Origin of the sequence: Ramlibacter algicola, assembly GCF_016641735.1 — a bacterium.
GTDB lineage: Bacteria > Pseudomonadota > Gammaproteobacteria > Burkholderiales > Burkholderiaceae_C > Ramlibacter > Ramlibacter algicola.
Window position 1 is genome coordinate 739,492 of the sequence record NZ_JAEDAO010000001.1, and the last position, 24,988, is coordinate 764,479.

At 70.5% G+C, this 24,988-nt stretch carries 23 protein-coding genes; 13 read left to right on the plus strand and 10 right to left on the minus strand.

The features are described from left to right. Nucleotides 1–23 precede the first annotated feature (23 nt). The 10 genes from I8E28_RS03640 (at nt 24) to I8E28_RS03685 (ending at nt 13,093) form a co-directional block, all read left to right on the plus strand. Complete coding sequence (locus I8E28_RS03640) at nt 24–1,127, plus strand: glycosyltransferase family 4 protein (RefSeq protein ID WP_200786475.1); 1,104 nt, start codon at nt 24–26, stop codon at nt 1,125–1,127. A gap of 30 nt (nt 1,128–1,157) precedes the next feature. After that, complete coding sequence (locus I8E28_RS03645) at nt 1,158–2,567, plus strand: hypothetical protein (protein ID WP_200786476.1); 1,410 nt, start codon at nt 1,158–1,160, stop codon at nt 2,565–2,567. A gap of 5 nt (nt 2,568–2,572) precedes the next feature. Then, nucleotides 2,573–3,472 carry a polysaccharide biosynthesis tyrosine autokinase gene (locus I8E28_RS03650; RefSeq protein WP_200786477.1) on the plus strand — a complete coding sequence of 300 codons (900 nt, stop codon included), beginning with the start codon at nt 2,573–2,575 and terminating at the stop codon, nt 3,470–3,472. 3 nt (nt 3,473–3,475) lie between these two features. Beyond that, nucleotides 3,476–4,774: an oligosaccharide flippase family protein gene (locus tag I8E28_RS03655; protein ID WP_200786478.1), complete on the plus strand. Its 1,299-nt coding sequence runs from the start codon at nt 3,476–3,478 to the stop codon at nt 4,772–4,774. Then, the gene (locus tag I8E28_RS03660) at nt 4,761–6,074 is read left to right on the plus strand and encodes a hypothetical protein (protein WP_200786479.1); all 1,314 of its coding nucleotides are present in this window, start codon (nt 4,761–4,763) and stop codon (nt 6,072–6,074) included. The genes I8E28_RS03655 and I8E28_RS03660 overlap by 14 nt, the downstream gene beginning before the upstream one ends. 40 nt (nt 6,075–6,114) lie before the next feature. Then, nucleotides 6,115–7,212 (plus strand): right-handed parallel beta-helix repeat-containing protein, encoded by a 1,098-nt coding sequence (locus I8E28_RS03665; protein WP_200786480.1) that lies wholly within the window; start codon nt 6,115–6,117, stop codon nt 7,210–7,212. A 411-nt stretch (nt 7,213–7,623) separates the two neighbouring features. Next, nucleotides 7,624–8,973, plus strand: a complete 1,350-nt coding sequence (locus tag I8E28_RS20830; protein ID WP_200786481.1) for a right-handed parallel beta-helix repeat-containing protein — start codon at nt 7,624–7,626, stop codon at nt 8,971–8,973. Nucleotides 8,974–9,131: 158 nt separating this feature from the next. Next, complete coding sequence (locus I8E28_RS03675) at nt 9,132–10,379, plus strand: right-handed parallel beta-helix repeat-containing protein (RefSeq protein ID WP_200786482.1); 1,248 nt, start codon at nt 9,132–9,134, stop codon at nt 10,377–10,379. Nucleotides 10,380–10,626: 247 nt separating this feature from the next. Then, nucleotides 10,627–11,916 (plus strand): glycosyltransferase family 4 protein, encoded by a 1,290-nt coding sequence (locus I8E28_RS03680; protein ID WP_420850202.1) that lies wholly within the window; start codon nt 10,627–10,629, stop codon nt 11,914–11,916. Continuing rightward, the gene (locus I8E28_RS03685) at nt 11,900–13,093 is read left to right on the plus strand and encodes an FAD-dependent oxidoreductase (RefSeq protein WP_200786484.1); all 1,194 of its coding nucleotides are present in this window, start codon (nt 11,900–11,902) and stop codon (nt 13,091–13,093) included. Before I8E28_RS03680 ends, I8E28_RS03685 begins: the two co-directional genes overlap by 17 nt. Before the next feature lie 13 nt (nt 13,094–13,106). Here the strand turns inward: I8E28_RS03685 and I8E28_RS03690 are convergent, their stop codons facing one another. The 4 genes from I8E28_RS03690 to I8E28_RS03705 are packed head-to-tail and all read right to left on the minus strand — an operon-like array spanning nt 13,107 to nt 16,154. Further along, the gene (locus I8E28_RS03690) at nt 13,107–14,117 is read right to left on the minus strand and encodes a serine/threonine protein kinase (protein ID WP_200786485.1); all 1,011 of its coding nucleotides are present in this window, start codon (nt 14,115–14,117) and stop codon (nt 13,107–13,109) included. 43 nt (nt 14,118–14,160) lie between these two features. Beyond that, the gene (locus tag I8E28_RS03695) at nt 14,161–15,243 is read right to left on the minus strand and encodes a DUF2855 family protein (RefSeq protein ID WP_200786486.1); all 1,083 of its coding nucleotides are present in this window, start codon (nt 15,241–15,243) and stop codon (nt 14,161–14,163) included. Between the two features lie 9 nt (nt 15,244–15,252). Beyond that, the gene (locus tag I8E28_RS03700; protein WP_200786487.1) at nt 15,253–15,669 is read right to left on the minus strand and encodes an organic hydroperoxide resistance protein; all 417 of its coding nucleotides are present in this window, start codon (nt 15,667–15,669) and stop codon (nt 15,253–15,255) included. A 32-nt stretch (nt 15,670–15,701) separates the two neighbouring features. Beyond that, complete coding sequence (locus I8E28_RS03705; protein WP_200786488.1) at nt 15,702–16,154, minus strand: MarR family winged helix-turn-helix transcriptional regulator; 453 nt, start codon at nt 16,152–16,154, stop codon at nt 15,702–15,704. A 208-nt stretch (nt 16,155–16,362) separates the two neighbouring features. Here I8E28_RS03705 and I8E28_RS03710 point away from each other — a divergent pair, with 208 nt between their 5' ends. Next, nucleotides 16,363–17,097: a hemerythrin domain-containing protein gene (locus I8E28_RS03710; RefSeq protein ID WP_200786489.1), complete on the plus strand. Its 735-nt coding sequence runs from the start codon at nt 16,363–16,365 to the stop codon at nt 17,095–17,097. Here the strand turns inward: I8E28_RS03710 and I8E28_RS03715 are convergent. Genes I8E28_RS03715 through I8E28_RS03730 form a run of 4 tightly spaced genes read right to left on the minus strand, consistent with a single transcriptional unit; the run spans nt 17,094 to nt 20,630 of the window. Continuing rightward, the gene (locus I8E28_RS03715) at nt 17,094–18,425 is read right to left on the minus strand and encodes a GAF domain-containing protein (RefSeq protein ID WP_200786490.1); all 1,332 of its coding nucleotides are present in this window, start codon (nt 18,423–18,425) and stop codon (nt 17,094–17,096) included. The two genes, I8E28_RS03710 and I8E28_RS03715, sit on opposite strands and share 4 nt — an antisense overlap. Then, nucleotides 18,422–18,907: a hypothetical protein gene (locus I8E28_RS03720; RefSeq protein ID WP_200786491.1), complete on the minus strand. Its 486-nt coding sequence runs from the start codon at nt 18,905–18,907 to the stop codon at nt 18,422–18,424. Before I8E28_RS03720 ends, I8E28_RS03715 begins: the two co-directional genes overlap by 4 nt. Further along, a complete protein-coding gene (locus I8E28_RS03725) occupies nt 18,904–19,701 on the minus strand; it encodes an ABC transporter permease (RefSeq protein ID WP_200786492.1) in 798 nt (265 codons plus the stop codon). The genes I8E28_RS03720 and I8E28_RS03725 overlap by 4 nt, the downstream gene beginning before the upstream one ends. Next, entirely contained in the window at nt 19,701–20,630 is a 930-nt protein-coding gene (locus I8E28_RS03730; protein ID WP_338050714.1) for an ATP-binding cassette domain-containing protein, read from the minus strand. The genes I8E28_RS03725 and I8E28_RS03730 overlap by 1 nt, the downstream gene beginning before the upstream one ends. 68 nt (nt 20,631–20,698) lie before the next feature. Here I8E28_RS03730 and asd point away from each other — a divergent pair, with 68 nt between their 5' ends. Next, a complete protein-coding gene (gene asd / locus I8E28_RS03735) occupies nt 20,699–21,562 on the plus strand; it encodes an archaetidylserine decarboxylase (protein ID WP_200786493.1) in 864 nt (287 codons plus the stop codon). Nucleotides 21,563–21,565: 3 nt separating this feature from the next. Here asd and I8E28_RS03740 read toward each other — a convergent pair whose 3' ends face one another. Then, nucleotides 21,566–23,068: an AMP nucleosidase gene (locus I8E28_RS03740; RefSeq protein ID WP_200786494.1), complete on the minus strand. Its 1,503-nt coding sequence runs from the start codon at nt 23,066–23,068 to the stop codon at nt 21,566–21,568. Between the two features lie 161 nt (nt 23,069–23,229). On the opposite strand from I8E28_RS03740, the gene I8E28_RS03745 reads away from it, so the two are divergent. After that, entirely contained in the window at nt 23,230–23,493 is a 264-nt protein-coding gene (locus tag I8E28_RS03745) for a hypothetical protein (RefSeq protein WP_200786495.1), read from the plus strand. Between the two features lie 78 nt (nt 23,494–23,571). On the opposite strand, the gene gorA is transcribed toward I8E28_RS03745, so the two are convergent. Then, nucleotides 23,572–24,939, minus strand: a complete 1,368-nt coding sequence (gorA, locus tag I8E28_RS03750) for a glutathione-disulfide reductase (RefSeq protein WP_200786496.1) — start codon at nt 24,937–24,939, stop codon at nt 23,572–23,574. Nucleotides 24,940–24,988: the final 49 nt, after the last annotated feature.

The window sequence follows — 24,988 nt, forward strand, 5'->3', positions numbered from 1 at the left end:
CAGAGCCATGAAGGGAGATCGGTTTGCCCAAAGGCATCGCCATCAACGGACGGTTCCTGACCCAGCGAACGACCGGGGTGCAGCGCTATGCGCGGGAAATCGTCCGCGCGCTCGATGCCGAGGGACCCCATGACATCGACGTCGAACTGGTCTGCCCGCCCGGTGCGGAGCGGCTCGAACTGCGCCGCATCCGGCAGACCTTCCGCGGCACCGGCGCCGGCCACGCCTGGGAGCAATTGCAGCTGCCCTGGTACGCCGCGGGCCGCCCCTTGCTGTGCCTGTGCAACCTCGCGCCGATCCTCTGCCGGCAGCGCACGGTCGTCATCCATGACGCCGCCGTGTTCGACTCGCCCGGGGGCTACGGACGGACGTTCGTGGCCTGGTACCGCTTCGTGCACCGGGCCCTGGCGGCCAGCGGCGCCCATGTCGTCACGGTGTCGGAGTTCTCCCGGGCACGTCTCGCGGCGGCCCTGCACGTCGCGCCGCGCGACATCGAAGTCGTCGGTGGCGCCGTCGACCACGTCGACCGGATCCAGCCCGACCCGGCCGTCGTCGACACGCTCGGGCTGCGCGGGACGCCGTACGTGCTGGCCATCGGCAGCCTGCACCCGAACAAGAACATCGCCATGCTGGAGGCCGCGATGGCGGATCCGCGGCTGGCACGCCTGCGGCTCGTCGTCGCCGGGGGCCGCGCGCCGCGCGTGTTCCGCGACGAAGGCGACAGGCAGCGGGCGGGGAACATCCACTACGCCGGCTACGTGAGCGACGAGCAGCTGCTCGGCCTGCTGCAGCACGCTGCCGTGTTCGTGTTCCCGTCGCGCTACGAAGGGTTCGGCCTGCCGCCGCTGGAGGCGATGCGCACGGGCTGTCCCGTGCTGGCCTCGCACGCGGCGTCGATCCCGGAGGTGTGCGGCGCGGCCGCCACCTACTTCGACCCCGACGACACCTCGCAGATGGCGTCCGTGATCGCCGCGGTGGCGACGGACGAGACCGAGCGGGCGCGCCTTGCCGCCGCCGGGCGGCGCCGGACCGACCCGCTGCGATGGAGCGTGCAGGCGCACGCCCTGCTCGACCACGTCCGCCGCACCGCGTCCCCCGCGACGGCGCACCAGCCGCACCCCACCTGAGCCCGGCCGCTAGTCCACCGGATGCATGCCATGACGATCCAGCACTTCTTCCTCGCTCTTCGCTACCGTTGGCGCGTGGCGCTCGCTATCTGGGTCGCCGCCGTGCTGCTCATCGTCGTTGGCGCGTCGCTGCTGATGCCCAACCGCTACCTCGCGTCTTCCGAGATCCTGATCGAGGAGGAGAACCTCGACCCGATCGCCGGCGTGAGCTTGCCGGGCGCGAATCTTCCCAGCCGCATCACGACCGAAGCCGACGTGATCCGCAGCGCGCGCGTCGTGTCCGCCGCATTCCAGGCGTTGGGCGAGCCGGTGCAGAAGAAGCTGCGCGAAAGCTGGCAGCGGCAGACCGGCGCGCGAGGCGACTTCGACGCCTGGGCCGTCGAGGAGCTGCAGCGGGGCACGGACATCCGGCCGACGCGCGAGTCGCGCGTGCTGCACGTGTCGCACACCTCGCCCGACCCGCGCCTGTCCGCGGCGTTCGTGAACGCGCTGGTCAAGGCCTACATCGACACGTCCAAGGACCTGCGGCTGGAGCCGGCACGCCAGTACAACTCGTTCTTCGACGAGCGCACGCAGCAACTGCGCAACCGCCTGTACGAGGCGCAGCAGCGCGCCTCGGAGTTCCAGCGTCGCAACGGCATCACCACCATGGACGAGAAGATGGACGTGGAGGATGCCCGCCTGGCCGACCTCAGCGCGCAGGTCGTGGGCCTGCAGGCGAAGGCGGGCGAAGCCCAGCGCCGCCGCAGCGAGGCGGCGGCCAGCCCGGACCGCATGGAGGAGGTCCTCAAGGACACCACCGTGGGCGCGCTGGCCGCGGCCCTGTCGGTCCAGGAAGCCAAGCAGAACGAATTGCTGGAGCGCCTGGGCGACCGCCATCCGATGGTCATCGAGTCGCGTGCGGTCACCGCCGGCATCACGCAGCGGCTCGAGGCCGCCAAGCGCCGCGCCGCCACGGCCCTGGAGGGCAGCAGCAAGGTGCTCACCAGCCAGCTGGCGGAGCGGACCAAGGCGCTGGAGGACCAGCGCAAGAGGGTGCTCGAGCGCAAGGCGCTGCGCGACGAGGCCAAGCTGCTGCAGAACGAGGTCGACGTGGCCCGCCGCGCGTTCGACGCCGTCGTCGAGCGCCTGAACAAGACCACGCTGGAGAAGAGCGCGCCGCAGGTCACCATCTCCGTCCTGAAGACCGCCACGGTGCCGCTGCTGGCCAGCTCCGCGTCCCTGGCGGGCAAGGCGTCGGTCGGCGCCGTCGTCGGCCTGCTGCTCGCCCTGCTGGGCATCTGGATCGCCGAGCGGCGCGACCGGCGCCTGCGCGCCAAGGACGAAGTGCTCGCGATCGGCCAGCCGGTGCTCACCGTCCTGGGCCGCCGCAAGCCCCGCAGTGCGGCGCCGGGCCGGCTGCTGTTCGTGCGCCCGGGTCCCGCCCTCCTCACCGAGTAACCGCCATGCAGACCAGTCCCATGACCCTGAGCGCTGCATTGAGCAGCAACCACGACGACCAGGTCGTGCAGCTCAAGCGCGACCGGCTGATCGGGCAGATCCTCGCCCAGTCCAAGGGGCTGGAGCCGACCAGCATCGACCGCGTGCTGCGGCACCAGCGCCAGCGCGGCGGCCGCTTCGGCGAGATCGCCGTGGCGATGGGGCTGGTGTCGGAGGACGACGTTTTCGAAGCGCTCGCGCAGCAGTTCGGCTACCCGTACCTCCGCGAGGCGCCCGCGCTCGACAGCGAACTCGTCTGCGCCTGCGACCCGCTCGGCGACGACGCCCAGGGCTTCCGCGAACTGCGCACGGAACTGCTCACCGGCGTGCTGGATGGCAAGACCCCGCGGGCGCTCGCCGTCGTCAGCCCCGAGCGCGGCGACGGCCGCAGCTACGTGGCGGCCAACCTGGCCATCGCCTTCGCGCAACTCGGCGGCCGCACCCTGTTGATCGATGCCGACCTGCGCGCGCCGCGCCAGCACGAACTGTTCCGGGTGCACGACATGGTGGGGCTCAGCCACGTGCTCTCCGGCCGGCTCGCGCCCGAGTTCGCGATGCAGCCTTCGCCGGTCCCGGGCCTGGTGCTGCTCGGCGCCGGCGCGACGCCGCCGAATCCGGCCGAACTGCTGCACCGCGCCGCGTTCCAGGCCCTGGTCGAAGAGTCGCTGGCCAAGTTCGACCACGTGGTGATCGACACCTCGGCGTCCTCGCAAGGCAGCGAGCCCCGGATCGCGGCCGCCGGCGCCGGTGCGGCGCTGGTCGTCGCACGGCCCCAGGCCGCGCGCATGGACGCCCTGCAGCACCTCGTGGACTCGCTGGGCAAGGGGTCGACGGCAGTGGCGGGCGTCGTCCTCAACGAACACTGAGCGATGGACGCGCGCACGAGCATGGACGGCCCCCCGGCAGCAGGCACGACCGGTCCGCTGCCGCGTTTCTCGAACACCGCCGCCAAGGTCGTCGCGTTGGGCGCGGCGCAGTGCGCGGTCTATTCGTTCCCGGTCATCTTCGCGATCGTCTGTGCGCGCAACCTCGGGCCGTCGCAATACGGGACGGTGGCCTTCTACACGGCCCTGACGGCGTTCCTCTGCATGCTCGTGGAGTTCGGCTTCGATTCCATCGGCGTGCGCGAGGTGCACTCCGCCCGCTGGCGCGCGCGGCCGATGCAGGTGCTGTGGAACGTGACCTTCGCCAAGCTGCTCATCTGCCTGCCCACCTGCGCGCTGGTGCTGCCCATCCTGCTGGCAACGCGGAATCCGGCCGAGGGCCCGATGTCGTACGCGATGGTGTTCTACATGCTCGCCTTCGCGCTCGAGCCCAGCTGGTACCTGCGCTCGCTGGAACTGATGTGGGCGGCGGCCTGCGTCGCCATCGTGTCGCGCATCGCCGGCGTGGTGCTGCTGCTGCGCACCGTGACGACGCACGACGACCTGACGCTCGCGATGTGGGTCTACGCCTTCGTGGCCTGGTCGGGCGCGGTGGCGGGGTGGCTGGTGATGCGGCACCTGCGCCTGCTCGGGCGGCCGCGCATCGACATGCAGCAGTTGCGGGCCCTGTTCCGCAGCGGCGGCACGGTCGTGATCGGCAACCTCAGCGTCGCGTCGGTCGCGAACGGCGGGATCGCGGTCCTGGGTGCGGTAGGCGACCCGGTGGTGACCGGCGCGGCGAACATCGCGCTGCGGGTCCGGGCCGCGGGCCTGGCGATCCTCACGCCGCTGGGGCAACTCGGCTACGTGCGGCTGAGCGCGCTGATGGCCGAGCCCGGCGCCGCGGTCCGCTTCGGGCGCAGCCTGTTCTACATGCTGATGGCCTGCAGCGTGGCGGTCGGCCTGCTGGTCAGCTTCCATGCCGAGGAGATCGCCGGCTTCGCGTACGGCACCGCGCACACGCCGGCGGCGGCCGTCACGATGACGGCCCTCGTCGGGCTGGGGCTGCCCGTCTGCATGGCCGGGATGCTGTTCGGCAACCAGTGCCTCGTGCTGTTCCACCGGGAACGCGCGTACGTCCTCATCGCTCTGCTGTCGGCGGCGCTCTTCTTCGGCCTGCTGCTGTGGTTCGATCCCAGGTCCCCGACCGGTTTCGGGTGGGCCCTGCTCGCCTCGGACGCGTGGGTGGCGTTCGCGGCCGGCGTCGGCCTGCGGGCGATCGCGAGGCGGCATGCAGGAAGTTGACGCCCGCCGCGCGATCCCGGCCGGGGCCGGCGCACTGCCCTGGTGGACGCGACCTTCCGCCCTGCACCTGCTGTTCGTGATGCCGATGCTGCTGCTGGTGTTCTGGGCCGGCGACAGCGACCTCACCGGATTGGCGCTGCGTTCGAGAAGCTACCTGTCGGCGTCCTATGTGTTCCTCTGCTTCGGCCTGGTGCTGGTGTCGGCGCTGGGCGCGTGGCTGGGCGAGAACCTGCAGCCGCGCACGGTGCTGCAATGTCCCGACGAGCAGCTCGTGCGCGCCGCCAACGGGCTGGGTGTGGTGGTGCTCGCCACCTACGTCTTCTGGTACCGGTCGCTGCTGCTGGATCCGGCGATGCTGCTGGCCGTGCTCACGGGCGCCGTGCAGCCCGAGCGCGAGGAAATCGGCCGGGTGGTCGGCGTCACCTCGCTGGTGAATCTCGCCCCGCTGTTCTTCTCGCTCGCCGGCTATCTCGTGTTCGTGCGCAAGGTGCGGCAGGCCACGCTGCTCGCACTGTCGGCCGTTTTGCTGCTGTTCACGTTCCTGCGCGCCTACGTCTGGGCCGAGCGCCTGGCGGTGCCGGAGGCGCTGATCCCGCTGGCGCTCGCGCTGCTGCTCGGGCTGCCGGCGCCGACCCCGAAGCAAGCCGTGCGGCGCCTGCTGTACCGCCTCGGGCCCTACGCGGCGTTGCCGGGCGTGTTCCTGTTCTTCGCGGTGGCGGAGTACTTCCGCAGCTGGCCGTACTACCAGGACCGGCTCGCGTTCTGGGACTTCGCCCTCGGCCGCTTCGTGAGCTACTACTTCACGGCGCTGAACAACGGCGCCGGCATGCTGGCGACCACCGACTGGCCGACGGGCAAGTTCGAGCACGTGCTCACGTGGCTGTACACGTTCCCGATGGACATCGGGGCGCGGTTCGCGCAGGTCGTGGGCGCCACCAGCGAGACGACGGACAACTTCTTCCTGCGGCGCTACGCCGACCCCGAGTTCAACTCGCCCTCGAGCTTCGCCGCCGTCGTGGTGGACCTGGGGGTGGCCGGCGGCATGCTGTTCTTCGCGCTGGCGATGTTCGCCGGCGGCCTGCTGTACGCGCGCTACCGGCGCGGCGGGCTCGGCGCCGTCATGCTGTACCCCTCGGTCCTGCTCGCCATCTTCGAGAGCTTCCGGTACTGCTACTGGGGCACCTCGCGGTTCTTCGTCTGGGTCCTGGGCGCCGTCATCGTCCTGGCCGTGCTCTGGGCCTGCAATGCCTTCAGCCCGCCGCGCCTGGTCCGCCAAGCGGACCACCGGCCTGCAGCGTGAGCGGCCAGGCCACCACGTCCGCCGGGTCCTGCTGGGCGTGATGGCCACGATCGCCGTCGGCGGCCAGGCCTCGGATGGACCCGAGGCGCCGTGGCCTGTCGCGCAGGCCGTGCGGCTGGTCGAGGAGGGCGCCGCCTGCGATGGCGTGACCGACGACGGCCCGGCGCTGGCGCGCGCGCTCGCACGCGCCAAGGAGCTGCGCGTGCCGGTGCTCGTTCCCGAACGCCGTTGCGCTTACGCGGACGTGATCCGCGTCGACGGCACGACCCTGGCGGGCTCGGGGCCGGCCTCCGTCCTGCACGCGCTGGACTGGCGCCGCTCGGCGATCTTCATGTCGGGCCACGCGCCGCGCGTGTCGAACCTGCGGCTCGCGGGAGCCGCTGCGCCGTCGCGCCAGTCCGCGTGGGAGATGACGCGGATCACCTTGTTCGGCGCGAACGACTTCGTGATCGACCACGTGACCATCGAAGGCGCCGCCGCGGCCGGCATCCAGACCGCGCGCGGCACCAGGCGCGGACGGATCACCGGCAACGTGGTGCGCAACACGCTCTCCGACGGCATCCACCTGACGGCCGGCGCGAGCGAGATCCTCGTGGAGGACAACCTCGTCGAGTTCTCCGGCGACGACGGCATCGCGGTGGTCAGCTACCGCGCGGATCCGGTCCCCGTGAGCCACATCACGGCCCGCGGGAACGTCGTGCGGCACAACCGCTGGGGCCGCAACATGAGCGTGGTCGGCGGCGAGCACGTGCTGTACGAGGACAACCTGCTGCAGGACAACGAGGCCGGCCGCGCCTGCCTGTACATCGCGCAGGAGGGCGGCGACCTGCCCACGCGGGCCGCGCGCGACGTGCAAGCGCGGCGCAACACGCTGGACAACTGCGGCGGCCTGCTCAGCGGTCACGGGGCCATCATGGTCTTCAGCGACGGGCAGGAGCCCAACCGCGCCATCACCCTGCGCGACAACGACGTCCGCGGCCCGCGCCTCGCGGGCATCCGCGTGCGGGGCCCGGCCGTCGACCTGGTGCTGGAGGCCAACCGCGTCAGCGGCGGGTGGCGGGCGGTCGACGTCCGGGACCCCGCGGTACGGGTCGTTCCGTACGCCGGTGGGCCGGTCGGGCGCAGCCCCCGGCCCTGATCGCGCGGCCCTGACGGCGCCCGGCCCGTCACGCTCACGCACGAGCGTGACGCGGACGTTGCGCTCAGTATTCCTGCGCGGAAATCCCCATCGTCCGGGATGGCGTGCGCCAAGCGGCGCAGCTCGAGCGGCGAGCACTTCGCGTGCCCCGTTTTGGAGCGCCCTCCGGTTGTGTTCGATGTTGTGACGTACATACCCCGGACGAGCTGCCGAGCCTCATCCATTTCCAAGGCTCAGCTGCGGGATCGAGGCTATGCGCCCTCTGTCGTTCGACACAGATTGCCCAGCTCGCTTACACGTAGCTCGGCCGTCGTCGGTACCGTCCGGCTTCCGATCTCAACAGTGGCGACAATGCAGTACTCCTCGCAACAGCAATCTTCTTTCCAATCCCGCCTCGTCCTTTCCGCGCTGATGGCCGCCGTCCTGGCCGGCTGCGGTGGCGGTGGTGGCAGTGACGCCGCCGTCGACGTGGCCAGCGCCGACCAGGCCGCGCTCGAAGCCGAGCTGCTGGCGGCCAATCCCAACGCTCCTGGCCAGCAGAAGAAGAACAAGCCGGAAGCGCCGGCTCCGGCGCCTGCGCCCGCCCCGGCACCGGCACCGGCTCCGGCTCCCGCGCCTGCACCTGCTCCCGCACCGGCTCCGGCACCTGCCCCCGCACCGGCACCTGCGCCTGCTCCCGCACCGGCACCGGCACCGGCACCTGCTCCCGCACCGGCCCCGGCACCGGCTCCCGCGGGCATCAGCCTGACCAACTACGGTGGCGTCTGCGACGGCCGCACCGACAACAGCGCGGCGATCTCGCGCGGTATCGCCGACACCAAGGCCAAGGGCGTGGCGCTGCTGATCCCGTCGGGCCAGTGCAACTTCGGCACGGTCATCAAGCTGGACAGCGCCAAGATCGCCGGCAACGGCCCGACCTCGGTGCTGTACGCCACCAACTACCAGCAAGCGTCGATCTTCATGTACGGCACCCGCCCGAGCGTGACGAACGTGAAGCTGACCGGCGCGTCGGCACCGGGCCGCCAGTCCGCCTGGGAGAGCACCAAGATCACGATCATGGGTGCGTCCGATTTCGTCATCGACAGCGTCACGATCGACAAGGCGCCGGCCGCCAGCATCCAGACGGCCAAGAACGCCACGCGCGGCACGATCTCGAACAACCACATCACCAACTCGCTGGCCGACTCGATCCACATGACCGACGGCGCCAGCTACATGACGGTGACGGGCAACGTGATCGAGAACAGCGGCGACGACGGCATCGCGGTGGTGAGCTACGGCTACGACGTGAACTACGTCAACAACATCACGGCGCGCAACAACATCGTGCGTGGCAACCGCTGGGGCCGCAACATGAGCATCGTGGGCGGCAAGACCGTGGTGTACGAGAACAACCTGCTGGAGAACAACCCGCAGTACGCGTGCATGTACGTGGCGCAGGAAGCGGGCTACAACAGCAAGGGCGTGGACACCGCGACCCTGCAGCGCAACACCATGAACAACTGCGGCAGCACCACCACCGGCCACGGCGGCGTGCTGGTCTACAGCGATGGCGGCGCCGCGGTCAACAACGTCCGTGTGCTGAACAACGCGATCAACCAGAACGGCCAGAACGGCATCCGTGCCTACGGCTCCATGGTGACCGGCCTGCGTGTGGAGAACAACAAGATCGCCGGCGCCAACCCCGCCACGACGATCTCCACGCCTGGCGCCGTCGTGACCGCGTACACCAGCGGCACGGTGGGCTACGTGGCCCCCTGAGTCTCCTCGCCCGGGCACTCCCGGCCGCCGGCGCAATGCCGGCCACGCCGGGAGGCCTGACGGGCACCGTCCGGGCGCTTGCCGCCCGACCCTGAATGAAAGCAGCCGGCACGACGTGCCCGGCTGCGTCTTCCCCCCACGAACGAGAGATGCAGACCATGCAACGCATTCCCACGCCCACGCGCCACCTCGCCCTGCCGGCACTCCTCGCGGCCGTCCTGGCCGGTTGCGGCGGCGGTGGTGGCGGCGACGCCGGCGTCGCCGGTGCGGCCGCCTCCGGGGCGACGCCCGACGCGCTCGCTCCCTCCGTGACATCGGCGGCTCCCTTGCCGTCCGCGCCGGCCCCGGCGACTGCTCCTGCGCCCGCACCGGCAGCCGCCGGCATCAGCCTCGCGGACTACGGTGGCGTGTGTGACGGCCGCACCGACAACAGCGCGGCGATCTCGCGCGGCATCGCCGACACCAAGGCCAAGGGCGTGGCGCTGCTGATCCCGTCGGGCCAGTGCAACTTCGGCACGGTCATCAAGCTGGACAGCGCCAGGATCGCCGGCAACGGCCCGAGCTCGGTGCTGTTCGCCACGAATTACCAGCAGGCATCGATCTTCATGTCCGGCACCGGCCCGAGCGTGACGAGCGTGAAGCTCACCGGCGCTGCCGCACCAGGGCGCCAGTCCGCGTGGGAGAGCACCAAGATCACCATCATGGGCGCTTCCGATTTCCTGATCGACAGCGTGACGATCGATGGCGCGCCCGCCGCCAGCATCCAGACAGCCAAGAACGCCACGCGCGGCACGATCTCCAACAACCACATCACCAATTCGCTGGCCGATTCGATCCACATGACCGATGGCGCCAACGCGATGACGGTGACGGGCAACGTCATCGAGAACAGCGGCGACGACGGCATCGCGGTGGTGAGCTACGGCTACGACGCGAACTACGTCAACAACGTCACCGCGCGGAACAACATCGTGCGTGGCAACCGCTGGGGCCGCAACATGAGCATCGTGGGCGGCAAGAACGTGGTGTACGAGAACAACCTGCTGGAGAACAACCCGCAGTACGCATGCATGTACGTCGCCCAGGAAGCGGGCTACGACAGCAAGGGCGTGGACACCGTCACCCTGCAGCGCAACACCATGAACAACTGCGGCAGCACCACCACCAGCCACGGTGGCGTGCTGGTCTACAGCGATGGCGGCGCGGCGGTCAACAACGTCGTGATCCTCGCCAACGCGATCAACCAGCAGGGCCAGAACGGCATCCGTGCCTACGGCTCCATGGTGACCAACCTGCGTGCCGAAGGAAACCAGATCGCCGGCGCCAATCCGGCGACGACCATCTCCACGCCGGGTGCCGTCGTCGTGCCGTACGCGGGCGGGCCGGTGGGCTACGTGGCCCCCTGAAACGCGACCGCTGCGCGCTGCGGCGCGTCGACCGGCCGGCAGGGTGACCTGCCGGCTTTTTTTTGCCTCCGGCTGGGTGCCCCCGCGGGACAAATGTCCCGGGGCACCGCCCGGCGCGCGCGTGTCAAAGCTGGGATGTGCAGCGCGACACCACCGACTAGCATGGGTGCCATCCAACGCCGGCGGGAGTGTTCCGAATGTCGATGCAACTGTGGGTGCGCGCGGGCCGTGCATCCGGGGTGGTCGCGTGAAGGTCGCCATCGTCCACGAGTGGTTCGACACCTACGCGGGGTCGGAGCGTGTCGTCGAGCAGATGCTGCAGCTGTTCCCGCAGGCGGATGTGTTCGGCGTCGTCGACGTGCTGCCGGACCGGCAGCGTGCCTTCCTCGGCGGCCGGCCCGTGCACACGACCTTCATCCAGCACCTTCCGTTCGCACGCCGGCGGTTCCGCCATTACCTGGCCTTGATGCCCCTGGCGGTCGAGCAGCTGGACCTGAGCGGCTACGACCTGGTGCTCTCCAGCAGCCACGCGGTCGCCAAGGGCGTGCTCACCGGGCCCAACCAGCTCCACGTCAGCTACGTGCACAGCCCGATGCGCTATGCCACGGACCTGCAGCACCAGTACCTGCGCGAAGCCGGGCTCGCGCATGGCCCCGCCGGCCTGCTCGCGCGGGTCATGCTGCACTACCTGCGGATGTGGGACTTCCGCACCGGTCCGGGCGTGGACGTCTTCATCGCCAACTCGGCCTTCGTGGCGCACCGCGTGCGCAAGACCTACGGGCGCGAGAGCACCGTCGTGTACCCGCCGGTCGACGTGGATGCGTTCGCGCTGCGCGCGGACAAGGACGACTACTACTTCGCGGCGGCCCGCATGGTGCCGTACAAGAAGATGCCGCTGCTGGTCGAAGCCTTCACGCACATGCCGGCGCGCCGCCTCGTCGTGGCCGGCGAGGGGCCGGACCTGCAGCGCTGCCGCAAGCTGGCGGCCGGGCATCCCAACATCGAGCTGGTCGGGCACCTGCCGTTTGACCGCTTGCGTGAGCACATGCAGCGGGCGCGGGCCTTCGTCTTCGCCGCGGAAGAGGACTTCGGCATCACGCTGGTCGAGGCGCAGGCCTGCGGCACGCCGGTGATCGCGTTCGGGCGCGGCGGCGCGCGCGAGACCGTGCGGACTCTCGGCGGCAGCGGCACCCCGACCGGCGTGCTCTTCGACGCGCAGACGCCGGCTTCGGTGGTGGCGGCCGTCGGCCGCTTCGAAGCCGCGGGCCACCAGATCCAGGCCCTGCATTGCCGCGCGAACGCCGAGCGGTTTTCGGTGGGCGCGTTCCGCAGTGCCTTCCGCCGCGTGGTGGACGAGGCCCTTGCCCGGCATGAGCAACCGGTGCGCGCGGCCGCTGCCCCGTCGCCCGAAGGCGCGGCGGCTTCCACAGGCGCGGCTTTCCCGGTGAACCTCCAGCCGTTCCGGCTCGCAGCGGGCCGACCGCGGCCCGCGCGGGCGGTGTTGCGCCGCGGAGCACCCCATGACTCCCTCGGATGAGCCATCCGCGCCGGCTGGGGACGCGCACGTCGCGGACGTCGCCATCGCCGGTGGAGGCCTGGCCGGCTCCGCCATCGCGGCGGTGCTGGCGCGCAAGGGGTTCGAGGTCGTGCTCATCGACCCGCACGCCGTGTACCCGCCCGACCTGCGCTGCGAGAAGCTGGATGCCTCGCAGGTCGCGACCCTGGAGCGCACCGGGCTGGCCGGGATGGTGCTGCCCGCCGCGTCGCGCTACGCCAGCATCTGGGTCCCGCGTTTCGGCCGCTTCATCGAGAAGCACGCGGAAACGCAGTACGGCATTCCCTACGACACGCTGGTGAACCGGGTCCGCGCCACGATCCCGGCAGGGGTGCGACGGGTGGCGGGCAAGGTCACGGCGATCGCCAACGGCGAGCAGCAGCAGGCCCTGCTGCTGTCCACCGGCGAGACCGTGCGGGCGCGCCTCGCCGTCATCGCGAACGGGCTCAACAGCGGCCTGCGCAACGGGCTGGGCATCGTGCGCAAGGACGTGAGCCGCTGCCATTCCGTCACCATCGCCTTCGACGTCCGCCCGCAGCACGGAGGCACGTTCGGCTTCCCGGCGCTGACGTACTACGGCGAGCGGCCCGGCGACCGCTGCGCCTACTTCACGCTGTTCCCGGTCCCGGGCGCGATGCGGGCGAACCTGTTCGCCTATCGCGAAGCGGCCGATCCCTGGCTCCGCGACGTGCGCGAACAACCTGAGGCGACGTTGCACAGGACCCTGCCAGGGCTGCGGCGCGTCATCGGTCCCATCGAGGTGGTGGGGCCGGTGAAGGTGCGTCCCGCGGACCTGTACGAGTCGCACGGGTGCCTGCTGCCCGGCGTCGTGCTGGTCGGCGATGCGTTCGCCACCTCGTGCCCGGCCGCCGGCACGGGCACCAACAAGGTCTTCACCGACGTCGACATCCTGTGCAACGTCCACGTTCCCGAGTGGATGCGCACGCCGGGGATGGGCGTGGACAAGCTCGCGTCGTTCTACCGCGATCCGGTGAAGGCCGCGTGCGACCAGTTCTCGATGCGCAAGGCCTTCAGCCTGCGCTCGGACTCGATCGACGTCGGGCTGGCACCGGGCATGCGCCGATGGAGTCGCATCACGAAGGGGGCCGCCCGCGCCGTGCGCAGTGCGGTGCGCAGGCCGCAGCGGCAAGCTGCATGAAAACGCGACGCTCCTAGGCCACCAGCGGCGGCTCGTCCATCGCTTCCAGCTGGTCCTCCAGGATCTGGATCTGGCCCTTCCAGTAGTCGCTGGAGCCGAACCACGGAAAGGCGGCGGGGAACGCGGGGTCGTCCCAGCGACGCGCGAGCCACGCGCTGTAGTGCACCAGCCGCAGCGTGCGCAAGGGCTCGAGCAGCACGAGTTCGGCGCGGTCGAAGTCGCGCACCTGCTCGTAGCCGTCCAGCAGCGCGCCCAGCTGGCGCTGCCGCTGCGCGCGTTCGCCGGACAGCAGCATCCAGAGGTCCTGCACCGCGGGCGCCGTGCGCGCATCGTCCAGGTCGACGAAGTGCGGCCCGGCATCGGGCGTCCACAGGATGTTGCCGGGATGGCAGTCGCCATGGACGCGCAGCAACCGGAATTGGCCGGCGTACGTTCCGTCCACGCCACCGAGCAGTGTCGAGGCCTTGTCCAGCGCGGCGTCGCACACCCGAGTCCATTCCGCCTGCACGTCCAGCGGGATCGCCTCGTGCGCCAGCAGCCACTCGCGCGAGTCGGTGCCGAAGCTGCGCAGGTCCAGTTGCGGGCGGTGGCGAAATGGCGCGCGCGCGCCGACGGTGTGGATGCGCGCGAGGAAGCGCCCGATCCATTCCAGCACGTCGAGGTCGTCGAGCTCCGGCAGGCGGCCGCCGCGCCGCGGGCTCACGCTGAACGCGAAGCCGGCGTGGTGGTGCAGCGTCGCGCCTTCGAGCTCCAGCGGCGCGACCACCGGCACTTCGCCTTCGACGAGCTCCGCCGCGAACGCGTGCTCTTCGCGGATCGCGTCGTCGCTCCAGCGCTGCGGGCGGTAGAACTTCACCACCACCTCGGCGTGGCCCTGCACCGCATCCTCGAGCTGCACCTGGTACACGCGGTTCTCGTAGGAGCTCAGCGCGAACAGGCGGCCGTCGCCATGCAGGCCGACGGTGGCCAGCGCGTCGAGCACGGTGTCCGGGGTCAGTTCGTCGTATGGATGCGTGGAGGCCATGCGCGCATTGTCCTGCGGGCGCGCGCCGCCGAGGCGAGTGGCCCTAGCGCCAGGCGAGCAGGTGGCCTTCGCGCGGGTCGACCTGGCCGGCGACCATCGCCTGCCACTGCGTCGCGGCGGCCTGCGGGCCGGCGTGCGTGCGCAGCGTGAGCCACTGCTTCGCGCGCACATGGCCGAGGAAGTCCTGCCAGCCCGCGACGAGACGCAACTGGAACCCGGCGCCGCCCCAGTCCTCGGCGCGCTTGGCGCTTTGCGCAGGTGCGAAGAACAGGGTCGCGGGCGGTCCGGCCAGGCCCTTGGCCCCGCCGAGATGCCCGACGTGCGTGGCGCCCACGGCCGCGCTGTGCTTCAGCGACTCCTGGAAGCGCTCGTGCAGGCGGCGGCGGAACGGCGCATCGCCGGAGAAGTCGACGTACACGCTGGGCTCGCCGGCCGGGAGGGTGTCCAGTGCGTCGTAGGTGAGGACACGCGAGTAGCAGCCCAGGCCCTCGCAGAACGCGACATTGCGCGGCGACGTCAGCCCGACCACGTCGAGGCCGGAACGGCGGGCGAGGAAGAAGGCCGTGCCGTAGGCCGTCTTGCTCGACGCGCTGGACAGCAGGATGCGCTTGGCGCCGAAGAAGCCGTTGTCCGCCAGGAAGTCCTCGATCAGCCAGGACGTGGCGAACAGCGGCCGCAGCACCGCCTGCTCGCGCTCGCTGTCGGCAGCGTAGAACGGGTCGGAGCAGCAGCGCTGGTACTGGTTGTAGACACCGTGCAGTTGCGCGCGGTGCGGCGACCCCTCGCGAAAGCCTGCGGCCGACAGGCGATCGGGCTGCAGTACGGCGGTGCTCGCGAGCGGCCAGTAGCCATAGAGCCGCTCGCCCACCGCCACGCCCGGATGCAGCGACTGCACCACGCGGCCGAAACCCCACGCCGGCACGATGCCCCAGCCGTCCTCGCCCGACGGATAGAAACGCCAGTAGTCCATCTGCTCACCGAAGGCCGCGTAGGTGACGTTGTTCGCCGTCAGGGCCAGCGTCTCGGGCGCGACGCGCACCTGGCCTTCGGCCAACGGCGTGTCCGGCGCCTCGCGCAGGCGGGTGTCGGCGAGGCGGTCCTTGCGAATGAGCAGCGTGGTCGGCATGGGACCGCGTCAGCCGACGTTCAACTGCACGTCGATGTTGCCGCGCGTCGCGTTCGAGTACGGGCACACCTGGTGCGCCGTGTCGACGAGCTGGCGGGCGCTGGCGGTGTCCATGCCGGGCAGGTGGATGTTCATGCGCACCGCGATGCCGTAGGCCTGGCCGACCGGGCCGAGGTCCACTTCGGCATCGACCGACAGGTCCTGCGGCAGCGTGATCTTCTGCTTGGCGGCGACCGCCTTCATCGCGCCGATGAAGCACGCCGAGTAGCCGGCGGCGAACAGCTGCTCGGGGTTGGTGCCGGTGCCGGCGCCGCCGGGCGACGAGAGCTGCACGTCCAGCCGGCCGTCGTCGGTGCGCGATTGGCCTTCGCGGCCGCCGGTGGTGTGGGCGCGGGCGGTGTAGAGCACTTTGTCGAGCTTGTTCATGGTTGCCTTTCAGGGTGGAGGAGGGGACGGGATCAGGCGGCGAGCCGGTCGCGCAGCGACCGGATCTGCCGGGTGAGCTGCACCAGCTCGGGCAGCGGGCATTGCGCGGCCTCGACGATGCAACTCGGGATGGCTTCGGCGCGCGAACGCAGGCGGCGGCCGGCGGCGGTCAGGCGCACGAGCACCCGGCGTTCGTCGTCGGTGGCGCGCAGCCGCGTGACGAGGCCCGCGGCTTCGAGGCGCTTCAGAAGGGGCGTGAGCGTGCCCGAGTCGAGGAACAGGCGCTCGCCCAGTTCCTTCACCGACAGGCCGTCCTGCTCCCACAGCACGAGCATGGCGATGTACTGCGGATAGGTCAGCCCCAGCCCGTCGAGCCAGGGCTTGTAGAGCTTGGTCATCGCGAGGGAGGCGGAGTACAAGGCGAAGCAGACCTGGTGCTCCAGGCGCAGGGCCTGGTCGGGGGGGATCGCGGGGCTGCGCGGCATGCGGCGAATCTTAGCGTCAAATTCAATTGCGTGCAATTGATGGGCCGGGAAGACCCGGAACCATCCGGCGCGTGATGCAGTTCACGTCCGCCGCCGCTTAAGGTTTGCTGAAGGTTCCGGTAAGCGATTCTTCAGAGCGGTCCTTCGACGTGGTTCCTAGGATCCACCCCGTCGCCGATCGAAGCGACGCCACTCCAAGGAACCTCCCATGAAGATCGATACCCAGGAATACCAAAGCGTCGCCGCGGCCGCGCAGCCGCGCTTCGACCTCTACGCCAGCATCCACAAGGCCCTGCGGGCCTTCATGACCGACACGCTGCTCGCGCTGGGCCGCGTGGACACGGGCGATGACGAAGCCCTGCAGCGCGCCTGCGGCCAGGTCGCCGGGCTGATGGACTTCTGCCGCTCGCACCTCGGCCACGAGAACGCCTTCGTCCATCCCGCGCTCGAGGCGCGCGCCACCGGCGCGAGCGCCGCCATCGCGCACGACCACGAGCACCACGGGGCGGAGATCGACCGCGTGCAGCAGGCCGCTCGCGCGCTGCCCACGCTGCCGGCCGAGCAACGCCCGCATGCCGCGCACGCGCTCTACCGCGCGCTGGCCGTCTTCGTGGGCGAGAACTTCCGCCACATGGACGTCGAGGAGACCGCGCACAACGCGGTGCTCTGGGCGCGCTACACCGACGCCGAGTTGGTCGCGTTGCACGACGCGCTGGTCGCGAGCATCCCGCCGCAGGAGATGATGGTCGTGGCGCGCTGGATGTTGCCGGCGCTGCGTCCGGCGGAACGTCTCGCCGTGATGGCGGACATGCAGGCCAAGGCACCGCCGCCGGCGTTCGCTGCCGTCATCGACCTGGTGCGCCCGCACCTGTCGGCGGGCGAGTGGGCGCAACTGGCGCGCGGGCTGGGCATCGACGCCGTGCCCGGCCTCGTCGTCGGCTAAGCCTCGACCAGTTTCAGCGGCCTTGCGACCTGCAAGCGGAAGCGGCCGCGGCCCGTGCGCTCGATGCGCAGGTCGCTGCCGTGCTCCTGCAGCCGCCGCTGCAGCAGCAGCAACCGGGCCTCGAGGTTGTCGCTGACCTCGGGCAGGCGCAGCGCCGGATCGAGCCGCAGCTCGCGGTTGCTGAACTCGGTGCGGCCCGTGGACGCGTGGTCGCGCACCAGCTTCCACAGGATCGCGCCGGCCACGCCCTTGATCAGGTACTGGTCGCCCAGGAACAGGCTGTCGTTGGCGGCGAAGTGGCGCACCTGCAGCGCGGTGCCCGCTTCGGTGGACGCCGGCGTGCCGCGTGGGACCTCGGGCTCGGCGTCCGGCGCCACCTGCAGCAGGTCGATGGCCGCGCCGAGGTGGCTGGCGATGGTGACCAGCACGTCCTCTTCCTCGTAGCCGAACTGCAGGTCGTGCGGCCCTTCGACGAACAGCACGCCCAGCAGTCGGCCTTGCGACAGCACGGGGACGGCGAGTTGGCTGTGCGGCTCGCGCAAGCCCGGATAGGGAATCTCGGTGCCCGGCTCGTCCTCTGGCGCGAGGGCGCCGCGCATCGCCTGCGTGTACGCCGCGGCGCTGGTCAGGTGCGAGATGCGCACCGGCGTGCGTTCGCGCGCCGCGACGCCGATCACGCCCTGGCCGACCTTCAACTCCGAACCGACGCCCGACGTCGCATAGCCGCAGCTCGCGACCGTGTAGAGGCGATCCGCCGCGGCATCGTGCATCAGCACCATCGCGTGCGGCATCGCCAGGCCGTCGGACAGCGTGGCCAGCACTGCCGAAAGTGCATCCTCCAGCGTCGTGCTGCGCGCGATGGCTTCAGCGCACGTGCGCAGGGCCGCGATGCGGCCTTCGGGCCGCGGCGGCAGCGGCACCGGCTGGCCCGGCACCTGTTCCGCACGCTCGACCTCGTAGACGTCGGAGCCGAGCAGCTTGAACACGCCGTCCATGCCCGAATGCGACGCGATGCCGGCCAGCTGCGCCTTCATGCGCTCGAACAGCGCGCCCTCGCTCTCGGTGCGCAGGTAGCGGATGTGCAGCCGGTACATGCCGCCGGTGCGGGGGTGGATCAGCATCACCGTCGCGTGCGGGTTGGCGAGGATGTTGCGCCGGGTCTTGTTGAAGAACTGGAAGGACAGCGCGACGTGACGCTCGTCGACGTAGAACACCTGCGAGAGGTAGGCGACGTTGGGCACGCCGTCGGCGTCGCAGGTGGCGAGGACCGCGGGCACCGCGCCTTCGAGGCAGGCGCGCAGTTCGCGAAGGGTCGGGCGCGCGGTCATGCAGCACCTGCCAGCAGGTTGCCGGACTTCGCGCCCGGCGTCTGGTCGTAGGCCTCGTGCGGCGTGAAGGTGACGGCGACCAGGTCGTCGAGCCGCCAGGCGAGCAGGGCGCGCGTGAGCTCCGCGGGGATGCGAACGCGCGACAGCTCGATCTCCATCGACGCCAGGTAGCGCTCGAGGACCGGCCGGTCTGCTTCGGTGGCGGGACGCAGTTGCGCGGCCATCGCCTTGACCTGCACGCTGAGGTGCGTCGCGGGCTCGCTGAAGACAACGGCCAGCCGGCCGGTGGACGCGACATCCTGCAGCAGCTGCGCCGACTGGCTGCGCGCCAGGAACAGCGTGATCCGGCGCCCGTCGACGCTGACCTCGCTGGCCATCGCGCGCATCAGGCTGGGCCGCAGCGCCGCGTCGCGCGACGCGACGTTGACCGACACGCCGCGGCGCATCATCTCCAGCAACGGAGCGGGCAGCGCGCCTGTCATGTGCGGAACCTCCGCCGCGTCAGCGCCAGCGCGACCCAGAACGCACCGATCGCATAGGCAGCGAGGACGAGCAGGCTGCGTCCCGGCGCGGCCGGCCACTGGTCCATGAACAGCGGCCGCACGAGTTCGACCGCGTTGGTGAGCGGCAGCCAGTCGGAGGCGATGCGCAGCGGCCCGGGCAGCTGCGAGCGCGGGAAGAACACGCCCGACAGGAACATCATCGGCGTGAGGAAGAGGGTGAAGTAGTAGGTGAAGAAGTCGTAGCCGTTCGCCAGCGCGTTGAAGATCAGTGCGATGCACGAGAACGTCACCCCGGCACCCAGCAGGATCAGCCAGGCGACGGCCAGCTTGGGCGAGTGGCTGATGCCGAGCGCGAGCATGACGACCAGGATGGCGGTGACGGTGAAGATCGCCTTGAAGCCGGCCCACAGCATCTCGGCCAGCACCACGTTGTCCAGCGTGACGGGCGCATTCATGATGCCGTCCCAGGTCTTCTGCACGTGCATGCGCGAGAACGCGGAGTAGAGCGCCTCGAACGACGCCGCGTTCATCGAACTCATGCAGATGGAGCCGCTGGCCAGGAACACGATGTAGGGCACGCGCTGGCCGTGCAGGTCGACCTCGCCCACCAGCGCGCCCATGCCGTAGCCGAACGCCAGCAGCCACATCAGCGGCTCGGCGATGTTGCCCAGCAGGCTGGGCACGGCGAGCTTGCGCCACACCAGCAGGTTGCGCTGGAACACCGGCCACCAGCGGCCGGACAGGTCGGGGATGCGCCAGATGCCGTCGGCCATCAGCCGTCCTCCCGGATCTGCCGGCCCGTGACCTTGAGGAACAGGTCCTCCAGGTTCGCGGGGCGGTGCAGCGTCCGCAGGCCGGCGTGCTGCGCCAGGGCGTGCAGCAGCGGGCCGGCATCCTGCGTGTAGAAGAAGACCGTTTCGCCGCTCAACTCGACGCGGCCCGCGAGCGCGCGCAAGCACTTGTCTTCCGCGAGTGCGAGCGCGCCCTGGCCGTAGGCCTCGACCACGTCGGGCTCCAGGTGCTCGGCGATCAGGGCGCGCGGCGTGCCCTCGGCGATCTTGCGGCCGTGGTCGATGACCAGCAGGCGCGAGCACAGGCGCTCGGCCTCGTCCATGAAGTGCGTGGTCAGCAGGATCGACTTGCCCTGCTGCAGCAGCAACTGCAGCCGCTCCCACATCAGGTGCCGCGCCTGTGGGTCCAGGCCCGTGGTCGGCTCGTCGAGCAGCAGCAGCTTGGGTTCGTTGACGAGAGCGCGCGCCAGCGACAGCCGCCGGCGCATGCCGCCGGACAGCTCGCCGGGCTTGGCCTGCGCCTTGTGCGTGAGCGACGCGAATTCCAGCAGCTGCGGGATGCGCGCGAGCACATCGGCGTCGCGCAGCCCGAAGTAGCGGCCGTACACCAGCAGGTTCTCCGCGCAGGTGAAGTCCGGGTCGAGCGAGTCGAACTGGCTGACCACGCCGACCTGCGCCTTGATCTTGAGCGCTTCCTGCGGCATCGGCAGGCCGAAGGCCGTGATGCTGCCGGCGTCGGGCGCCGTGAGGCCCAGGCCCATGCGGATGGTGGTCGTCTTGCCGGCGCCGTTGGGTCCGATGACGCCCAGGCATTCGCCCGGCCCGATCTGGAACGACAGGTCGTCGACGACGACCGTGTCGCCGTAGCGCTTGCGCAGGTTGCGGGCGTCGAAGAGCGGGGCCGGGCTCACGCGCGCATTGTGTCGCAGCCCGCGCCGGCGGCCGCCCGCTAGAATTTTTCGCTCACCGAAAGCCCGACTTGTTCCCACCACTGGCCATCCGCACGCAGTACCTGCTGCCCAAGACCCTCCTCACCGTCGCCGCAGGCAAGCTGGCGGGCTGGCGCGGCGGCTCCGTCACGCACGCGATCATCCGGCGCTTCGTCGCGCACTACGGCGTGAACATGGCCGAGGCGGCCGAACCGCGCATCGAGAGCTATCCGACCTTCAACGAGTTCTTCACCCGGCCCTTGCGCGAAGGCGCCCGGCCCCTCGCGGACGCCGACCTCGTGTGCCCGGTGGACGCGGCGATCAGCCAGTTCGGGCCGATCGAGCACGACCAGATCTTCCAGGCCAAGGGCCACAGTTATTCGACGACGGCGCTGCTCGCGGGCGACGCGGACCTGGCGCGCCGGTTCGACCACGGCCACTTCGCGACGCTGTACCTCGCGCCCAAGGACTACCACCGCATCCACATGCCCTGCGAGGGCCGCCTGCGCCGCATGGTCTACGTGCCGGGCGAGCTGTTCTCGGTCAACCCGCTGACGGCGCGCCACGTGCCGGGCCTGTTCGCGCGCAACGAACGCGTCGTGTGCGTGTTCGACACGGCGTTCGGCCCGTTCGTCAACGTGCTGGTCGGCGCGACGATCGTCGGCAGCATGGCCACCGTGTGGCACGGCGTAGTGAACCCGCCGCGCCCGGGCGAAGTGCGCAGCTGGGACTACGCGGACCGCGAGATCGTGCTGCGCAAGGGCGAAGAGATGGGCCGCTTCCTGCTCGGCTCCACCGTCGTGATGCTGTTCCCGAAGGACGTCGTCACCTTCAACGCCGATTGGGCACCGACCAAGCCCGTGCGCCTCGGCGAGGCGATGGGCATGGTGGCCGGCGGCGCCAGCCCGCTCTAGGCCTTACTGGAAGGCCACTTCGTCGAAGGCGCGCAGCTTGCGGCTGTGCAGCCGCTGGCTGCCGCCGGCGCGCAGGATCTCGATCGCGCGCATGCCGATGCGCAGGTGCTGGTCGACGCGCTCGCGGTAGAACTGGTTGGCCATGCCGGGCAGCTTGATCTCGCCGTGCAGCGGCTTGTCGCTCACGCACAGCAAGGTGCCGTAGGGCACGCGGAAGCGGAAGCCGTTGGCGGCGATGGTGGCGCTTTCCATGTCCAGGGCGACAGCGCGGCTCTGGCTGAAGCGGCGCTGCGGCTCGTTGCCCGGCAGCAGTTCCCAGTTGCGGTTGTCGGTGCTGGCGACGGTGCCGGTGCGCATGATGCGTTTGAGCTCGCCGTCGCGCATGCCGGTCACTTCGGCCACCGCCTTCTCCAGCGCGAGCTGGATTTCCGCCAGCGCGGGGATCGGCACCCACAGCGGCAGTTCCTCGTCCAGCACGTGGTCCTCGCGCATGTACGCATGCGCCAGCACGTAGTCCCCGAGTTGCTGGCTGCTGCGCAGGCCCGCGCAGTGCCCCAGCATCAGCCACGCATGCGGGCGCAGCACCGCGATGTGGTCGGTGATGGTCTTGGCATTGGCCGGCCCGACGCCGATGTTCACCATGGTGATGCCGGTGTGGTCCGGGCGGATCAGGTGGTACGCCGGCATCTGCGGCAACCGCGGCGGCGGCAGTCCGCCCACCGGCGGCACGCCGGGCGTGTCGGCAGGCAGCCCCGCGCGGCGCGTCACCAGGTTGCCCGGCTCCACGAACGCCGTGTAGTCGCCATTCGCATCGGCCATCGCCTCGTGCCCGAGGCGCACGAATTCGTCGATGTAGAACTGGTAGTTGGTGAACAGGACGAAGTTCTGGAACCACTCGGGCGCCGTGCCGGTGTAGTGGCGCAGGCGGTGCAGCGAGTAGTCGACGCGCGAGGCGGTGAACAGCGACAGCGGCAGCGGATCGTCGGCGCCCCAGCGCGCCGTGCCGTTGGCGATGCCGTCGTCCATGCCGTGCAGGTCGGGCAGGTCGAACAGGTCGCGCAGCATCGCGCGCCGCTGCGGCGGCAACGTGCCTTCGATGTGGTCGTTCTCCGCGAACGAGAAGTGCACCGGGATCGGTTCGGCGCTCACGCCCACTTCGAGGTCGACGCCGTGGCTTTGCCGCAGCAGCCGGAACTGTTCGAGGTAGTAGTTCGCGTAGAGATCGGGGCGCGTGAGCGTGGTCTCGAAGCAGCCGGAGCCCGCCACGAAACCGTAGCTCAGGCCCAGGTTCTCGAGCAGTTCCTGCGGCACCGCCGACTCGGTGCGGATGCGGACGTACGGATAGAACGCCCGCACGTGGCCGGGCAGCGTCTCGCCCGCGACGAAGCGGTGCATGGCCCGGCGCAGGTGGTCGATCTGCCCGTTGTAGATGCTGCGCACCTGCTCGAGCGCGGCTTGCGGGTCGGTGTGGCGAGTGGGTTCGGAGGGCGGCGGCGTGAAGGCCATGGCGTGGATTGTGCAGCGCGCGCCGTCCGTGCCCGACCGCCTGCGCTACGGTGCGCCAGCGTCCTACAAAGCGTAACGAACTGACCTGACGTTACAAATTTGACCCAGCGGCGAGAGTTCATGGCGTTGACAACGAACCCAGAACTTCAGGAGTGAGACCCATGACGACAGCAGCGTTCGCCTCGAATCCCTTCGCCCTCATGATGGATCCGGCGGCGGTGCGGGAGACGGTGGAAAAGTCCGAACAGCTCTCGAAGCTCTCGCAACGCCAATGCCACCCGCTGGACCGGGCCGTGATCCGCAGCGCCAGCGCCGAACTCGCCGCTTACGACTCCAAGATCGACCGCACCACCATCTACCTGCCTCCGGAAGAAGAGGCCAAACCGGCGCCGCTGACCCGCGCGTACGGCCGCTCGTACAACTGACAGGCAACGGCACGAATCAGGGAGATTCGAACGGCGCCGGCACCCGCGAGGGTGGCCGGCGTTTTTCATGGGCGGGCGTCAGCGCACCGGCTCGCGCAGGGTGACGAACTCCTCGGCGATCGTCGGGTGGATGCCCAGTGTGGAGTCGAACAGCGCCTTGGTGGCCCCCGCCCGCATCGCGACGGCGAAGCCCTGCACGATCTCGCCGGCGTCCGGTCCCACCATGTGCAGGCCCACCACGCGGTCGCTGTTGGCGTCGACCACCAGCTTCATCAGGCAGCGCTCCGGGTTCTCGGTGAGCGTGTGGCGCAAGGGCTTGAAGTCGGTCCGGAACACCGTGACCTTGCCGAACCGCTCGCGGGCCTGCCGCTCCGTCAGGCCCGCCGTCCCCACGTTCGGGTGCGTGAACACCGCGGTCGGGATGATCTCGTAATCCAGCACGCGCCGCCCTTCGCCGAACAGGTGGTCGACGACCGCCATCGCCTCGCCCAGCGCCACCGGCGTGAGCTGCACGCGCGCCGTGACGTCGCCCACCGCATGGATCGAGGGCACCGAGGTGCGGTAGTGGCGGTCGACGACGATCGCGCCGTTCCTGCCTTGCTCGACGCCGGCGTCCTCCAGCCCCAGGCCGCTGACGTTCGGCACGCGCCCGGTGGCGAACAGCACCGTGTCCGCCTGCAGCGTGGTGCCGTCCTGCAGCGCGACGTCGATGCCGCCCGCCCCGCGCGCGAGCGAGACCGCCTCCATGCCCAGGCGCAGGTCGATGCCCTCGCGCAGGAAGTGCGTGGCGACGAACTGGCGCACGTCGTCGTCGAACCCGCGCAGCACCTGCTCGCCGCGGTACAGCAGGTGCACCTTCGCGCCCAGCGAGTGGAAGATCGAAGCGAACTCGCAGGCGATGTAGCCGCCGCCGACCACCACCAGGCGGCGCGGGAACGGGTCCAGGTCGAACATCGCGTCGGAGCTCACGCCCAGTTCGGCGCCCGCGACCTCCGGCACCACCGGCGTGCCGCCGGTCGCCAGCAGGATATGGCGCGCCGTGAACGTCTCGAGGCCACCCGCGGACTGCACGTGCACCGTGTGCGCATCGGCCAGGCTCGCCCAGCCGCGCACCACCTGCACGCCGGCGCCGAGCAGCAACTGCTCGTAGATGCCGTTGAGCCGCAGGATCTCGCGCGCGCGGTTGGCCTTCAGCACCGACCAGTCGAATCCAGGCGGCTTCAGTTGCCAGCCGAACCCGGCGGCGTCGCGCAGGTCGTGCGCGTAGTGGGCCGCATAGCTATAAAGCTTCTTCGGGATGCAGCCGACATTGACGCAGGTGCCGCCAAGCGCGGCCGCCTCGGCGAGCGCGACGCGGGCACCGCGCTGCGCGGCCCAGCGCGCGGCACGCACGCCGCCGCTGCCGCCGCCGATGACGAAGAGGTCGAACTGGTGGGGATGGCTCACTTCCGTCTCCTAGCTGCCGATGGGTCGCGCGCGGGCGCGAACTCTTGCA